The organism is Flavobacterium aestuarii (assembly GCF_040049115.1).
In the GTDB taxonomy this organism is placed as follows: Bacteria; Bacteroidota; Bacteroidia; order Flavobacteriales; family Flavobacteriaceae; genus Flavobacterium; species Flavobacterium aestuarii.
In genome coordinates, this window is record NZ_JBDLZZ010000001.1 from 282,257 (window position 1) to 298,190 (window position 15,934).

A 15,934-nucleotide genomic window follows, 5' to 3' on the forward strand; every position below is an offset into this window, starting at 1 on the left:
CAACAGTCAGTTTGTTGCAGGTTTAAAATAAAAAATTGAGTTGTTTTAATTGTGTCCAGATTCCAGATATTCCTTTAGACTGAGGATATCGTCATTTACAATTTTATGGAAATATGGATTTAAAAGCTTCGCTGCTCCCTCGCCCGCTATACCTAGCGGAGCGCGGTAGGAAATAGTCACGTCAATTTCTGTTGCTTTCCCTTTTGGCTTAAAAACAACTTTTCCAGCATTTTCAATTGATGATTCTGGCAAAGAATTCCAGCTTAAAAGTTTTTCTTTCTCGTCTCTCAATATTTCTGCTTTCCATGATAACCTGCCAATTCCAGCGGGACCTTTCGCAGTCCACTCTGATATTGTATGATTTATAGATTTAACTGATTGCAAGTGATTCATGAATTTAGGCAGATTTTCCAAGTTTCGCCAAAATGCATATACTTCACTAATGGGTTTATTAATTATGCTGCTTACCCTTATATTTACATTATGAGCCTTATCATTTTTTAGATGATCTACGGCATCATACAGTGGGCAATAACCGCTAAGGCCTCGCAGCAGCATAGCACCACCCACGCCGCTCTGGGTTATGCTTTTATCTTTTTGGCTTAAGGCATTGTATAAAACATAGGCTCCCGTAGTTATCATTAAGATACGTTCAAGAGCGGATACATTATTCTTTGTTTTCAAAAACTGTGACGGAAATTGTGTTATTGCTTCCATAATCATATTAATATTATTGTTATTGCTAAAATTTTACAAAAACTAAAAGCCCAAAAGACTATTTATCAGTCTTGTTGAAGCTATTATTCTTATTATCATTTTCTACTTGATTTTTATTGCTGCTTGGAATCTTGTCAATGATAATGTTTCCATTTTTTACAATCAGATCATCATCATTTTCAAATTCAGTTTCTATATCAGATTCGTTATTTGCCTGATCCTGATTGAACTTTTTTTCCAATAGTTTTTCGTTGTAACCAGTGCTGGAATTATTCTGGTCATCCGTATAATCATCCTCTGGAAGGTTATGATCGAATTCATTATTCCCTTCGGTCTGATTACGGCTTTCATCAGTATTATAACCACGCTGCAAATTATCTTGGCGTGTATCAATATCATTTTTTAGATTTTGATTTTCATCTCTTTCAGTATCCATTTTAATTTAGTTTACAGGTTGCTTTCTTCAATTAATTTCAAACCATTACAATTCAATTAAGATTACCTCTTTCTAAACTAAAACTAGAAAGAGGCGATCTATTTTTGATATTTAAATTTCACGATTTAACCAATCGTCATCAACATTCGATTTTTCATTTGCTGACTCTTCGGCTTCATCATCTTGATCCTCCTCAAGAAAATCATCATCATCATCATCATCATCATCATCATCATCATCATCATCATCATCATCATCAAACTCATCATCAAACTCATCATCAAACTCATCAAAATCTCTTTCATCATCGACTTCATCATCATCCTCTAAATCGTCGTCAAAATCTGATTCAAGATCCGTATCTCTTACTCCATTATTATCATTTTGAAAATCACCCGTTCTTGTGGAATTTAATCCGTCATCAATATCACGTTCTGAATTATTCCCAGGATTCCAATTTCCTTCATCTATATTTCGAGAATTTGAAACCCTTCCATTATTGCTGGAGCGATTGGGGTCATCATTGCTGAATTCTTCAAACTGTCCGGCATTTTCTTGATAAGCCTGATTGGGATCGTTATTCAGCTTGGATTTTTCAAAATCGGTAGTGCTTGGTGCATCTGTGTAATCACGATCCTGCTGATCATAATTGCGGTTTCTATTGTCTTCCATGATATTTATTTTTAATAGGTTAATAATCATATTGTTCCAAAAATAGATAGAAAGACATGTAACTTTTTACACAATTAAATATCGCAATTACATAATTAACAGCACTATATGCATTTTAAAAGATCAATAACCCGGGAAGTACTTAACCAATATTTGGAAATAAAAAAAGGAGATAATCCTCGGTAAGATTATCTCCTATTCTATTTATGATTTAAAAAAACTATTTTAAAACTACCCCAAATTTTAAGGCTTCGGCTTTAGCTTCTGGAATGAGTCTTTTTATATTTGCTATTCTGGTTGCGTCTGCAGGATGGGTGCTCATAAATTCTGGTGGCTTATTTCCTCCGCTATTGGCAGCCATTCTTTGCCAGAATGCCAAGGCATGTTCTGGATTGTAGCCTGCAAGTGCCATCAGTGTCAAGCCAATTTTATCAGCTTCGTTTTCATAGCTTCTGCTAAAAGGGAGCATTACACCTACCTGTGAACCTATACCATAATACTGCTGCCACATCTGCTGCTGCTGAGCACTTTTTCCTCCTGTTGCTACAGCAACGCCAACTGCTCCAAGCTCCTGCAATTGACTGGCACTCATTCTTTGAGCTCCATGATTGGCAAGCGCATGGGAAACTTCATGTCCCATTACGGTTGCTAAGCCTGCATCGTCTCTGGTTATTGGCAAAATCCCCGAATACACAACAATTTTCCCGCCAGGCATACACCATGCATTTACATCTTTGCCTTCTACGAGTTTATATTCCCATTGATATCCGTTTAAATATTCTGCATACCCATTAGCTCTCAGCCACCGCTCTGCGGCCGACTTGATCTGTACACCAACCCTTTCAACACGCTGGGCATCAGCAGTACCGGATATCACTTTATTCTCTTTGAGGAAAGTTCCGTACTGCTGAAATGAAGACGGAAATAATTGACTGTTGGATACAAAATTTAAATTCTTTTTTCCAGTAAATGGATTTTGCGCACACGAAAAAAACAATCCTATTAAGCATCCTATAACTCCTGACACTAATAAATACTTTTTCATAAAAAAAATTTTAGATGTTAACAAAAGTACACTGATATACCAATTTTAAATTTATAAAATAAAATAAAAAAGTATCAATATTTTTAGGCATTCATTTCATTGATAGAATTATATTTCCTTAGTTTTCAACTATTTTTGTTTCGCCATTCGAAAAGACTACCGAATATCGATGATCCTTTTCAGAATAGCTGATGTTTTTAACAGGCATCAATTCTTTGTCCGAAAACTTTTCTCCAGATTTTTTCCACAACATCAACACAGCATAAACAGCAGACTGAGATTTATTTGGTACAAAATTATCTGCAATAATAATCACTTTACTGTTAACTGCTTCCGGATGCAGGTTTTCTGCACCCATTACTTCAGTTTTATTCCAGCCATGTATCGGAATCATTGCCAGCTGGTATTTTCCATTGTCAATAATTGTGACATTATATCCTTTTACTTTTCTGCTTACAGTTTTAATTTCGTCATCTAATTGTGGCAGGGCATAGTGTCCTAACCGCATTTCAATTGCTTCTGTACTGCAATTTGTATCAATTCTTAATATTCCGTTTGGCAAAGGAATATCTGCCAGATTCATTTTGATGTTTTCATTGGTTTCAAGAACGGCATCCCGATAGTATATGCCATTTTCAAATTTTTTAAAAGTAAATAACCGCAATGGTTCCCATTCTCCAGCTTTATTTTTAAAAACATAATTCATAGCCACTTCGCCATTTTTACCATCTGCCTGCCATGTAAAAGCACTGTTGTAGGATAGGCGGTTGTAATTTTCTGTCGATCTGAATCCCTGCCAGTCATCTTTTTTCTTTTCATGACACCAGGCACGAACCTCGGAAGCACCTATTGCAGGATAATCTGTAATCAGGATCTGGGAAGCTTTCTGAAATTTATTATAAACCTGATCTTTCTTAAACTCCGTCTCCCATGCGCCTTCATTTTCTTTTGCTGTCCAGAAAGGGCTCTCATCTGGAACTAAAAGCCCCAAAAAAGCTTTTCCCATCCAATAAGCACTCCCCCTGCAGCTGTAATTTTGCACTGCTGGTTCAAAAGCACCATAAAAACCTAAGGCTGGCACATTATCTTTCATGAAATCAGGGTGCTGCAGGAACTGCTTAATAACTCCCGACGAGATTCTTCTCATCCATCCGTAATTTACTTTAGGATCATTTTCGAATCCCATCAGCGGAAAAGGAATTATTGATCCTATTCTGTAACTGATGCTTCTTCCCCACATAATCATTTTACCGTCCCGGCTAAAGAGATATGGATAATTGGCTTTTAAATCATTAAAATTAGATTTGAACTGCAAAGCCAGCTCAGGATAATATTTGTTCCCAAAATATTCAGACCATACGGCTCCATACATCTGGAAAGCCCACATACTGTAATAATCATAAGCAGGACTGTCATTGTACCAGCCCTCGCCTCTATAATGGCCTAATGATTTCTGCAGATATTCGACTAATAATTTTTCATTTACTGTGTAACCATGTTCCTTGAAAAAGCTTAGAATGAAAATATTAAAGAATTTCCAGTTAGAATCAACTGTTGGGCCGTCTCCATAACTTAGCATTGCTTTTGCTAATGCATCTTTCTGTTCTTGTGGCAATGGATTCCACAGTACTTCCGGATTGGTTAGCATCGAAACTGCCAATGCCCCAAACTCAACCAGGTTTTGGTTAGGGCCGCCGTCTTTTGTCCTTGGAACAATATAAGAAGGACTGCTCGGGTCAATTAATTTCGCTATTTGATACCGATAATAATCACCCACCTTGATATTATTTATTACCAGATCGGGATTTTCTTTTAAAAGCGGAGAAGCAATAAATAAGGTTCTGCAGAGTCCTTCCAGTTTTTCTGTTGGAACCCTTGATTCATCCTGCGGATAGCTCACGCCCGGCTGTTTCGGAAACTTCATAGGATCATCCAAGGTATGGATGTAACTAAAGGCTCCTTTTAATAAATATAATGCAGCATCTCTCCAATGCTGTTTGGTCATTCCTGTATAAGGACTTACAGTAAAATCAGGATTGCTGATTTCGAAAATGCCAGTTTCAGCAGTGCTGTTAAGTTTTTCCTTTTGCTGTGATGAGACTGTTAGGCAAATCAGGAGCAAAAAAGTTGATAATGATTTTTTTTTCATGTTATGTTAAGGAAATTAAGCCTATTTGCTTCTGTAAAAATAAAGCTTATCCCTGTGATTTAATATATTTTTTTTGCAGAATGCTTAATTATTAGCACATTTTTTACAAGAAAAAAGCCCAAACCGAAAATTCGGCTTAGGCTTGAGTGCTTACATTCAGTCTTACAACCTGATTGTTTTTTATAATAATAGAATCGGTTCTTAATTAACACCAACAACAGCTTTCAATTCCATATACTTTTCGAGAGTTTTAAAGTTATGCCCCTTTTCTTTCATTGACTTAATAAAAGCAGGCGAAACTCCCATAGCTTTAGCGCCTGTAATATTATCAATATTCAGGTCGCTAAGCCCAAAAGCCTTGTATTCATCAATTAAACCTGAGGTTATATTCTGTGATTTTAAGGCAAATAAATCGTCAAATTTAAGATTATCATAACCTGTCTTTTTAAATTCATCAATATATTTTGGAGTAATATCCATAGATTTTAAAGCAAATAAATCATCAGGTTTAATGTTTTTATAACCCACTTTTTCAAACTCCTGTACAAATGCTGGAGTAATATTTAATGACTTCAAAGCCATAAGATCATCATTGGAAAGATCGTTATACCCTAATTCTTTAAAAGAATCAATAAATTTTTTATCAATATTCAAAGACTTAAATGCGATAATATTATCCCCATTTTCGTCATCATCTTTACTATTTGTCGAATTATGAAAATCGGTAATGAATTTGCCGTTAATACCCTGAGATTTTAATGCAATAATATTATCGGCAGAAATGTTTTTATAACCAGCCTGACGTATCTCATCGATAAAAGCCTTATCTATTCCCATAGATTTAAAAGGAATTAAATCTTCCAGATCAAAATCAGGAATTCCAGCCTGTTTCATTGAAAAAACATAATTTTCATTTACATCTAATGATACCAGAGGGATCAATTGATCTTTATCAATATCCTTGTAACCGTTTTTCTTCAGCATTTTTACATACGAAGTTTTTACATTTACCATAAAGAAAATCATAAGATCACTTTCATCCGAAACGGTAACTCCTTCTTTTGCCAAATCTTTAGCAAAGTTTTTATCTGCCGTAAATTTATAAGTTCCCATTCCGTTGTTACCTTCAAATTTTCCTTCAAAATACATGGTACCCGCTTCACGCGTTAAGGTAAACTCTCCTTTCATGTCCTTTGTAAATCCTTTGAGTTCACTCAGCTGAAAAGCAGTCGAAGAATTATTATCCTCACCGCTTTTAAACTGAATGTTAACAGTATTGCCTTTAATAACTGCAAACCAGCTTCCTTCAGTATCCATTCCGTTTTGAATATTGGACTGCTCTTTTGGCTCGTCATTTAAATTTAGATTCTGACTCTGCGCTGCCGGCTGATTAAAAAGGCAGACAAACAAAATCAATAAAGGCAGCAGGAAAAAATATTTCCATGTCGTGTGCACGCTTGATTTTTTTGAATTCATCATAATGATTCGTTTTTTGATTAATGATTGATTATAGTTAGTTGTAAGACTCAACGGAAAATGGGGTGCCGCTACTTTGAGCAGGCTGAACTGATAACTCTCTTTCTCAACAGTATCCTGCTGCAGCATTTCGTTATCAGTCAAAAATTCCAGATTGCTCTCCAATGCCTTGCGCCATTGCCATGCAAAAGGATTAAACCACTGAAAAATAATAACTGTTTCGGCCAACAGTAAATCGATAGTATGCCTTTGCTCAATATGAATTTTTTCATGCTGCAGAATCTGGCTATAGGTTTCCCACTCGTATTTTTCGGGATTGATAAAAATATTATTGGCAAATGAACAAGGAGCTTTATCTCCGGTTATTTCGACAATACGGAATTTCCCATCCTGAATTGCCGATAACGAATAGACTCTATAGAGCAGTACACATGCCTGCATCAAAAAGTTAAGAGCAAAGATGATAACACCAAACCAATACAAATACACCAGCCATTGCAATAGCATATCAACATTAAATGTCTGTTCTGCCTGTTTGGCAAAAACTTCCTGCACTGGCGGTGCTTTCAGTTCGATAGCATTGTTTTTGACTGCAGCTGTTTTTACCAGCGGAATATGCTTTTCGGCTGTAACTTTTCGTAATGATAATTGCTGTGGCACAGGAACCAATGGCAGCATAAATGCCAAAATCATACATCCAAGAAGAACATATCTGTTCAGATGGAAAAAAGTTTCATTTTGCAAAAGCAGCTTATAAAACACATAACAAGCCGAAAGAATAAGGGCAGTGTACAGAATATATGGTATCATGCTTTATCGTTTTTAATGATGTTAACTATCTCATCCAATTCATTTTCGGTTAGCTTTTGTTCTTTTGCAAAAAATGCCAGCATTCTCGGGTACGAATTATCAAAATACTGGCTCACGATATCCTTCAGCGCAAACTGCTGATATTCTTCCCTGCTGATTACTGGAAAAAAACAATGCATATTCCCAGTAGTTTCATGATTCAAGAATCCTTTTTCTTCAAGAATTTTCACAATTGTCGCCACACTGTTATAATGCGGTTTCGGATCTGGAAGCAGCGGAATCACATCCCTAATAAAGGCTTTATTCAAATCCCAAAAAACCTGCATAATCTGCTCTTCCCGTTTAGCTAATTTTATCATAATAAAAAATCTTTTGACAAATATAACTACTAATTAATTAGTAGCAAAACTAATTGATTAATATTTTTACTAATTTTTTAGTGAAGATACTAATTCTTTAATAATGCCGCCAGAAAGTCAAGTTTAGAATCTAGCTGCCTAAACAGGCTATCCACTGCAAGTCCGCAGTCATCGCCCAAAAAAACATAAACCCAAAACGAGCTTCCTCCGGTCGCTGTTTTGGGTTTTGTTTTTTAAGGGCTCTTCCTTTGCGGGCTTTCCGCTGCTATCCTTGGCAGAAACTGCAATCATCAAAATTTATAATGCAAAAGCAACATAAATCATGCTCAGAATAGAAAACTTCAAAACAATAGCTTTAAATTTGAAAGCAACTTTAGCTATTTAAAATTATATCGGGATTTATATGAAAAAATTTTATCTAATCAATTTTGCAAGCCAATTTAGCAGTCGTGTAAGCCATATAAAGAACAAATATTAGAATAAAAAAAATGAAATCAGACAATCTATTACAGCAGATCAATTTTATCAAGGAAATAGACAAGATCAAATACATTCAGCGCAGAACAAAACTATTTAACAGCGACAGAAACGAAAATGACGCAGAACATAGCTGGCATTTAGCTATGATGGCCATTGTCCTGGCAGAACATTCGGATGCTCCTATTGACATTTTAAAAGTTATAAAAATGGTTTTGATTCATGATATTGTAGAGATTGATGCCGGCGACACTTTTATTTATGACACTGCAAAAAACCATTCCAATACCGACGAAGAAAGAGCAGCTGCCAATCGGATTTTTGGAATACTGCCTAAAGGACAGGCTGAAGAATTCATATCGATTTGGGAAGAATTTGAGATTGGGCAAACCAACGAAGCCAAATTTGCCAAATCAATGGACAGATTGGAACCATTACTCCAAAACACTTCAAATAATGGAGGGACATGGGCTGAATTTAATGTCAAATACGATAAAGTGTATGAAAAAAAGAAAGTCATAAAGGAAGGATCAAGTTCAATTTGGAATTATGCAGAAAACCTGATAAACGAAAGCGTCGAAAAAGGCATCTTAAAAAAATAAACTTTCTGTATTATTAACTTGCGTATCACAATCACTGAAATTACTTTGTTAAACAACAATATAATGTAAGCGAAAGAAGAATGTTATTCCTATTTTTGCTTTAACACATATCCATACAAAACAATACAAATCAACAAGTTACGCACAGCCATCTTTACTCTTTTGAAAAAAAATCCAAAAAAATATTGATTCTGGAACGCTTGTTTCAAAAATAGTTTTACATTTGCAAAGTGAAAATTAAATCTTATGGCTCGCTGTGTAGAATTTAACGAGGTCGAAAAAATAGAAAAAGCAATGAATGTCTTTTGGGAAAAAGGATATAATGCTACTTCTATGCAGGATCTTGTGGATGCCATGCAGATTAACCGAAGCAGTTTATACAATACTATTGGCGACAAGCATCAGTTATTTATGAAATGCATTGGCAATTATTTTGATAATGCCATGTGTGAACTAAAACAAAAAGTTGCCAAGGAATCATCGGCCAAAAAAGCATTGCTGAAAGTTATTACAGATAAAGCAGATTGGATTGTATCCTGCGACAAAGGCTGTCTGGGAATGAAAACGATTTTCGAAATTGCTCCGGATGACAGCATAGTACGAAATGTAATGAGTAAGCAAAATGATATTTTCATTGAATTTATGGCTACAATAGTTCAAAAAGCTATGGATGATGGTGAAATGGACAATTCAGAAGATGCATCATTAATGGCTGAGTATATTGCAACCTCCTTTACAGGCTGGAAACAATCTTACATCGTTAATCAAAATCCAATCAAAATCAAAAAAATGTCAGAATTCCTGATTAAAAACATATTTAAATAGCTTTCTTTTTTTTTATCTAATTCTGGAACGTTTATTTCAGATAATAATTCCCAATACGCATACGAATTTTTAAATTACAGCTTTGATTCTGAAACGTTTATTTCAGAATTAACAATTCACAGAAATAGTAATCTTTAACTAAAAAACAGCATGAATTCTGAAACGATTATTCCAAAAAACATAATACCTAACATTCAATTAAATTCAATTCCAATCATGAGAAAGATTACATTTCTAAGCCTTATAACAGCCTTTTTAATCAGCTGTGCCGATAAACAGCAGGCACCCGCTGCTGCACCCGCCCCACTCCTGCCTGTTATGGCAGTAACTACTGAGAACACCACAACTGACTCTGAATATCCTGCAGCCATACAGGGAACGGTAGATGTGGAAATCCGTCCGCAGGTAAGCGGGAATCTAGACCGCGTTTTGGTCGATGAAGGTGCTTATGTAACTAAAGGCCAGTCTTTATTCAAAATCAACGAACGCCCTTTCCGTGAGCAGTTAAACAATGCGCTGGCCAGTCTTCACGCTGCCGAAGCGGCTTACATCAACGCCCAGCTTGAAGTGGATAAGCTAACACCGCTGGTTCAAAATAAAGTCGTTTCGGATTATCAATTAAAAACCGCCAAAGCTTCTCAAAAAATTGCTGCTGCCAATATCGAACAGGCCAAAGCAATTGTGGCATCTGCTAAAATCAATCTGGGTTATACCAATATTACTGCACCAGTTAGCGGCTACATTGGAAGACTGCCTAAAAAACAAGGAAGTTTAGTTTCTGCCAATGATATCGAAGCTTTGACAACGCTTTCGGATGTTAACGAAGTGTATGCGTATTTCTCTTTGGGCGAAACTGATTTTATCCAATTCAAATCAAAATATGCAGGAAACAGCATTGGCGACAAAATCAAAAACCTGCCTCCGGTTACATTACTATTGGCTGATAACAGCGCTTATCCGCAAAAAGGAAAAATCGATATGGTCGATGGTCAGTTCGATAAAACCACAGGAGCCATTACCGTTAGAGCGAAATTCTCCAATCCGTACAAAACCTTGCGTTCCGGAAATACAGGAAAAATCCGCTTAGGAATGGAACATGAAGATGCTATTTTGGTGCCGCAATCGGCTACGGTAGAAATGCAGGACAAAGTTTTTGTTTTCACAGTAAACAAAGAAAACAAAGTCACTAAAACCCCTATCACTATTGTCGGCAAAAGCGGTGCTAACTATCTTATCAAAGACGGTGTGAAAACCGGCGACCAGATTGTATTAAGCGGTATCGACAAACTTCAGGAAGGACAGCTGATCCAGCCTGAAAAATCCGCTGCTAAAATTGCGCAAATCACTAACAACAAATAATTTTTACATATGTTCAAAATATTTATACAAAGACCCGTACTGGCCACCGTTATTTCCATTTTACTGGTCATTTTAGGAGTGCTGGGACTTACCAAACTGCCGCTGCAACAGTTTCCTGATATTGCACCGCCATCGGTTTTGGTTACCGCAGTTTATCCGGGAGCGAATGCCGAAACGGTTTTACGTTCGGTGGCGCCATCGCTGGAAGAATCAATAAATGGTGTGGAGAACATGACTTATATGAGCTCTACTGCCAGTAATGACGGAACTTTAGCCATTACCGTTTTCTTTAAACTAGGAACAGATGCCGATCAGGCTGCGGTGAACGTTCAGAACCGTGTGGCTCAGGCTACAAGCCAATTGCCATCGGAAGTTGTGCAGCAGGGAATTATCACTGCCAAACAGCAGAATAGCTTTATCATGGCCATCGGTATGTACACCGACGATGAGTCCAAATACGACCAGACATTTGTTGCCAATTATGCACAGATCAATATTATTCCTGAAATCAAACGTATTCCGGGAGTGGGTTCTGCCAGTATTTTTGGCGGTGTAAAAGACTATTCGATGAGAGTGTGGCTGAACCCAACGCAGATGTCCACGCACAATGTAACGCCAAATGAAGTTATGGCTGCGATTCAGGACAAAAGTCTGGAAGCTGCTCCGGGTAAATTTGGCGAAAGAAGCAACGAAGTTTTCGAATACGTTATCAAATACAAAGGAAAATTAACCAAACCCGAAGATTATCAAAACATTGCCATCCGTTCCAATGCCGATGGTTCCATCCTTCGATTGAAAGATGTGGCAAGAGTGGAACTCGGTGCTTACTCCTACAACAGTTTAACACGTTTGAATGGTAAAAAGGGAGTTGTTATTGGTGTGATTCAGCTGGCGGGTTCCAACTCGAATGACATTCAGATTGCGATTAACAAACTGATGGTTAAGGCTTCGAAAGATTTCCCTAAAGGAATAAAACACAATATATTCTACAGCACCAAAGTGTCGCTGGATCAGTCAATTGAACAGGTAGAACATACCTTATTGGAAGCTTTTATTCTGGTATTTATCGTGGTGTTTCTGTTTCTTCAGGATTTTAGATCGACGCTGATTCCGGCCATTGCGGTTCCGGTTGCGATTTTGGGAACGTTCTTCTTCATGCAGTTATTCGGATTTTCGATTAACTTATTGACTCTTTTCGCCTTAATTCTAGCCATTGGTATCGTGGTCGATGATGCGATTGTGGTTGTCGAAGCAGTGCATGCCAAAATGGAACACAAACGTCTGTCTCCAAAAATAGCTACTCACGAAGCAATGCACGAAATTACCGGAGCGATTATTTCGATTACGCTGGTCATGGCTGCAGTATTCCTGCCAGTTGGTTTTATGGAAGGTTCTACGGGAGTTTTCTATCGTCAGTTTGCTTTTACGATGGCCATTGCAATTGTTATTTCAGCTGTTAATGCCTTGACATTGAGCCCTGCCCTAGCCGCTTTATTTTTAAAAGACAATCACGGAGCGCAGGATCATAATGCGCCTGCCGAGCAAAAAGGATTCAAAGAGAAATTCTTTACCGCTTTCAACAGCAGTTTTGAATCACTGACCAACCGTTATGTGGGCGGACTGAAATTCTTAATCCGCAACAAATGGGTAAGTTTAGGAGGTCTGGCATTAATTACTGTTGCCACTATTGTAATGGTAAAAACGACTCCGGCTGGATTTATTCCAACCGAAGATCAGGGATTTATTGCCATTGCAGTAAACACGCCATCCGGAACTTCGTTGGACGGAACTCAAAAAGTAATGACCAAAGCAGAGAATACTTTGAGAGGTTTGGAATCTTCCCGATTTGTAACTGCTATTTCAGGTTTCAACTTATTGACAAATTCTACCAGCCCTTCATCGGCAGTGGTTTTCGTACTGCTGAAACCCAATGAAGAACGCGGGAAAATCAAAAATATTGATGAAATAATGGCCGATGTTCAGGGAAAATTAGGCACCATTTCAGAAGGAAGCTTCTTTGTATTCAGTTTCCCAACAGTTCCCGGATTTAGTAATGTGGAAGCTTTGGATTTGGTACTGCAGGACAAAACAGGCGGGAAATTGGATAAGTTCAGCGATATTTCACAGCAGTTCATTGGAGAATTAATGAAACGTCCTGAAATTGCTGTCGCTTTTACCAGTTTCAAAGCCGATTATCCGCAATTGCAATTGGATATCAATGATGCCAAAGCCGATCAATTGGGTGTAAAAGTCAAAGACATACTGCAGACGATGCAGGCCTATTTTGGAAGTGCGCAGGCATCCGACTTCAACCGATTTGGAAAATATTATCGAGTGGTTGTTCAGGCAGATATTGCCGACAGAGCCGATCCGACAGCGATTGACCGTGTATTTGTAAAAAACAAAAACGGCGAAATGGTGCCAATAAATACGCTGGTAAAACTATCCCGTATTTATGGTTCTGAAACCGCTTCGAGATATAATCTGTTCAATTCTATTTCGGTAAATGCGATTCCGAAGCCCGGATTTAGTTCGGGAGATGCGATTAAAGCCATTGAGGAAGTTGCTGCACAGCAATTGCCATCAGGGTACAGTTATGAATTCTCAGGACAAACCCGCGAGGAGATTTCTTCGGGAGGACAATCGGCGACTATATTCCTGCTGTGTCTGATATTTGTTTACTTCCTGCTTGCCGCACAATACGAAAGCTACATTCTGCCATTAGCAGTAATCCTGTCCATTCCAGCCGGAATCTTTGGGGTATTTGTGGCCATTGGATTAACTGGAATTGAAAACAACATTTATGTGCAGGTGGCATTGGTAATGCTCATCGGACTGCTCGCCAAGAATGCGATTCTGATTGTTGAGTTTGCCGTCCAGAAACGAAAATCGGGCCAGGCATTGGTCAAAGCTTCGATAGATGCAGCGAAACTGCGTCTGCGTCCAATTATCATGACTTCGCTGGCTTTCGTAGTTGGATTGATTCCGATGATGAGTGCCAAAGGTCCATCGGCTCAGGGTAACCACTCCATCAGTATTGGTGCCGCCGGAGGAATGGTTTCGGGAGTAATTCTAGGGCTGTTAATCATCCCGGTTTTGTTCATCGTATTCCAATATTTACAAGAAAAAGTTACTGGAAAGCCAGTGGCTGTAATTCATAATCACGAAAATAAAAATGGAAAATTATATCACAACAATTCTGATGGCCATCATCATCAGCCTAACGTACATAGCGTATAAAGTGTCAAAAGATCTTGACAGTGAAAAAGATAATTGTACAGAAATTTAATAAAAACAAAATGACTATCTGTAACTAATAAAATTCGCCACAGATTAAAGGATTTTCACAGATTCTCTCAAATGTTTATAAAAAAATCTGTGCCAATCTGTGTTAATCTGTGACTAATAAAATTGCACTAAAATATGAACTTATAATATGAAAAAATATATAACTAAAACCGTGATGACCGTCATTCTGATCAGCACAATACTATCCTGTTCGGTTTCGAAGGATATTGAAACTCCAAAAGATGCTTTTCCTGCCAATTTCAGGAATGCATCGGTTTCAAAAGACACCGCCAGTATTGGTGATCTGGAGTGGAAAAATTTCTTTAAGGAGAAAGATATTGTCCAATTAATTGACAGCGCCGTTGCCAGAAATAACGACCTGCAGATTGCCACAAAAAACATTGAAATTGCGCAATATAGATTCACACAGTCGAAATGGGGCAATGTTCCGCAGGTGAATTTATTGGTAACTGCCAATACCAATAATCCGTCAGATAATAGTTTTACGGGACGAACGCTGGATCAGGCATTGGGTATGAAACACATTGAAGATTATTCTGCGGGGGCTTCACTTTCATGGGAAGCGGATATCTGGGGAAAAATCAAAAACCAGAAAAAAGGTGCTTATGCCAATTACCTGCAATCTGAAGAAGTAAAAAAAGCACTGCAGACGACTATTGTTGCCAATGTTTCTAAGGGATATTACAATCTTTTGATGCTGGATGCCCAGCTGGAAATTGCCAGACAAAACCTGAAACTGAATGACAGTACGACCAAAATCATCAAATTAAAATACGATGCAGGACAAGTCACTTCGTTAGCCATTCAGCAGTCGGAGGCGCAGCAGCTGAATTCGGCACAATTGATTCCTTCATTGGAACAAAACATTGCGATTCAGGAAAATGCACTGAGTGTTCTGACAGGATCTTTTCCGAATGCTAAAGAAAGAACGATTCGTCTGAGCGCTATTGAAGTAAAAAACAATGCATCGATTGGAATTCCGTCTTCATTGGTAAGCCGAAGACCGGATGTGAAATCTGCTGAACTGGCTCTGAAATCTGCGAATGCAAATGTCGGCATCACCAAAGCCGATTTGTATCCAGCCTTAAGAATCACAGCCCAAGGCGGCTTAAATTCGTTTGAATCCAGCAGCTGGTTCAATGTTCCTGCTTCGTTATTCGGAACAGTTGCGGGAGGTTTGACACAGCCATTGCTGAATAACAAAAAGCTGAAAACGCAATATAATATCGCTGTCGCGGAAAGAGAAAAAGCCGTTTTAAATTTCAGGCAGTCGGTTTTAACAGCGGTCAGCGAAGTATCGGATGCTTTGGTGAAAGTAGAAAAACTGGAACAGCAGGAAAATTTCCTTCGGGAGAAAGTAAAAACATTACAGAAAGCCATCAAAAATGCCAACTTATTATTCAAAAACGGTATGGCCGAATATCTGGAGGTTTTGACTGCTCAGGCCAATTTACTGCAGAGCGAACTGGAACTGGCCGATATTAAAAGACAACAGCTTACCGCCAACACGGAATTGTACCGTTCGCTGGGTGGCGGCTGGAGATAATACCCGATTTTAGTCCTGCTTTGTCATTGCGAGGAACGAAGCAATCACATCCAGAGAGCAACGCACCGTGCAGATTCAGCAAATGAGATTGCTTAGTTCCTCCAATGACAAAAAAAACGTATGATTACTCAATAGTTACGAACAAACTAATC

The 15,934-nt window shown here is 37.9% G+C and carries 12 protein-coding genes; 5 read left to right on the top strand and 7 right to left on the bottom strand.

Annotated elements, in window-relative coordinates; genetic code table 11:
• Nucleotides 1-45: 45 nt before the first annotated feature.
• The 7 genes from ABEG11_RS01005 to ABEG11_RS01035 form a co-directional block, all read right to left on the bottom strand.
• Complete coding sequence (locus ABEG11_RS01005; RefSeq protein WP_348822337.1) at nucleotides 46-717, bottom strand: SRPBCC family protein; 672 nt, start codon at nucleotides 715-717, stop codon at nucleotides 46-48.
• Between the two features lie 58 nt (nucleotides 718-775).
• Complete coding sequence (locus tag ABEG11_RS01010) at nucleotides 776-1,153, bottom strand: hypothetical protein (RefSeq protein WP_348822338.1); 378 nt, start codon at nucleotides 1,151-1,153, stop codon at nucleotides 776-778.
• 111 nt (nucleotides 1,154-1,264) lie between these two features.
• A complete protein-coding gene (locus tag ABEG11_RS01015; RefSeq protein WP_348822339.1) occupies nucleotides 1,265-1,825 on the bottom strand; it encodes a hypothetical protein in 561 nt (186 codons plus the stop codon).
• 220 nt (nucleotides 1,826-2,045) lie between these two features.
• A complete protein-coding gene (locus ABEG11_RS01020) occupies nucleotides 2,046-2,870 on the bottom strand; it encodes a M48 family metallopeptidase (protein WP_348822340.1) in 825 nt (274 codons plus the stop codon).
• Nucleotides 2,871-2,988: 118 nt separating this feature from the next.
• Nucleotides 2,989-5,019, bottom strand: a complete 2,031-nt coding sequence (locus ABEG11_RS01025; RefSeq protein ID WP_348822341.1) for a DUF2264 domain-containing protein — start codon at nucleotides 5,017-5,019, stop codon at nucleotides 2,989-2,991.
• A 201-nt stretch (nucleotides 5,020-5,220) separates the two neighbouring features.
• Nucleotides 5,221-7,305, bottom strand: a complete 2,085-nt coding sequence (locus ABEG11_RS01030; RefSeq protein ID WP_348822342.1) for a M56 family metallopeptidase — start codon at nucleotides 7,303-7,305, stop codon at nucleotides 5,221-5,223.
• A complete protein-coding gene (locus tag ABEG11_RS01035) occupies nucleotides 7,302-7,664 on the bottom strand; it encodes a BlaI/MecI/CopY family transcriptional regulator (RefSeq protein ID WP_348822343.1) in 363 nt (120 codons plus the stop codon). Before ABEG11_RS01035 ends, ABEG11_RS01030 begins: the two co-directional genes overlap by 4 nt.
• Before the next feature lie 488 nt (nucleotides 7,665-8,152).
• On the opposite strand from ABEG11_RS01035, the gene ABEG11_RS01040 reads away from it, so the two are divergent.
• The 5 genes from ABEG11_RS01040 (at nucleotide 8,153) to ABEG11_RS01060 (ending at nucleotide 15,782) form a co-directional block, all read left to right on the top strand.
• Nucleotides 8,153-8,743 (top strand): HD domain-containing protein, encoded by a 591-nt coding sequence (locus tag ABEG11_RS01040; protein ID WP_348822344.1) that lies wholly within the window; start codon nucleotides 8,153-8,155, stop codon nucleotides 8,741-8,743.
• 246 nt (nucleotides 8,744-8,989) lie between these two features.
• Nucleotides 8,990-9,568, top strand: coding sequence for a TetR/AcrR family transcriptional regulator (locus tag ABEG11_RS01045; protein WP_348822345.1), 579 nt, complete (start codon nucleotides 8,990-8,992; stop codon nucleotides 9,566-9,568).
• Between the two features lie 216 nt (nucleotides 9,569-9,784).
• A complete protein-coding gene (locus ABEG11_RS01050) occupies nucleotides 9,785-10,927 on the top strand; it encodes an efflux RND transporter periplasmic adaptor subunit (RefSeq protein ID WP_348822346.1) in 1,143 nt (380 codons plus the stop codon).
• A 9-nt stretch (nucleotides 10,928-10,936) separates the two neighbouring features.
• On the top strand, nucleotides 10,937-14,167 hold the full coding sequence (locus tag ABEG11_RS01055) for an efflux RND transporter permease subunit (protein WP_348822347.1): 3,231 nt from the start codon (nucleotides 10,937-10,939) through the stop codon (nucleotides 14,165-14,167).
• Between the two features lie 196 nt (nucleotides 14,168-14,363).
• Entirely contained in the window at nucleotides 14,364-15,782 is a 1,419-nt protein-coding gene (locus ABEG11_RS01060; protein ID WP_348822348.1) for a TolC family protein, read from the top strand.
• Nucleotides 15,783-15,934: the final 152 nt, after the last annotated feature.

Excerpts from the sequence above, each read along its gene's own strand:
- ABEG11_RS01020 (WP_348822340.1), bottom strand. The coding sequence starts at position 2,870 with ATGAAAAAGTATTTATTAGTGTCAGGAGTTATAGGATGCTTAATAGGA.
- ABEG11_RS01060 (WP_348822348.1), top strand. The coding sequence starts at position 14,364 with ATGAAAAAATATATAACTAAAACCGTGATGACCGTCATTCTGATCAGC.
- ABEG11_RS01015 (WP_348822339.1), bottom strand. The coding sequence starts at position 1,825 with ATGGAAGACAATAGAAACCGCAATTATGATCAGCAGGATCGTGATTAC.
- ABEG11_RS01030 (WP_348822342.1), bottom strand. The coding sequence starts at position 7,305 with ATGATACCATATATTCTGTACACTGCCCTTATTCTTTCGGCTTGTTAT.
- ABEG11_RS01010 (WP_348822338.1), bottom strand. The coding sequence starts at position 1,153 with ATGGATACTGAAAGAGATGAAAATCAAAATCTAAAAAATGATATTGAT.
- ABEG11_RS01035 (WP_348822343.1), bottom strand. The coding sequence starts at position 7,664 with ATGATAAAATTAGCTAAACGGGAAGAGCAGATTATGCAGGTTTTTTGG.
- ABEG11_RS01040 (WP_348822344.1), top strand. The coding sequence starts at position 8,153 with ATGAAATCAGACAATCTATTACAGCAGATCAATTTTATCAAGGAAATA.
- ABEG11_RS01050 (WP_348822346.1), top strand. The coding sequence starts at position 9,785 with ATGAGAAAGATTACATTTCTAAGCCTTATAACAGCCTTTTTAATCAGC.
- ABEG11_RS01025 (WP_348822341.1), bottom strand. The coding sequence starts at position 5,019 with ATGAAAAAAAAATCATTATCAACTTTTTTGCTCCTGATTTGCCTAACA.
- ABEG11_RS01055 (WP_348822347.1), top strand. The coding sequence starts at position 10,937 with ATGTTCAAAATATTTATACAAAGACCCGTACTGGCCACCGTTATTTCC.
- ABEG11_RS01005 (WP_348822337.1), bottom strand. The coding sequence starts at position 717 with ATGGAAGCAATAACACAATTTCCGTCACAGTTTTTGAAAACAAAGAAT.
- ABEG11_RS01045 (WP_348822345.1), top strand. The coding sequence starts at position 8,990 with ATGGCTCGCTGTGTAGAATTTAACGAGGTCGAAAAAATAGAAAAAGCA.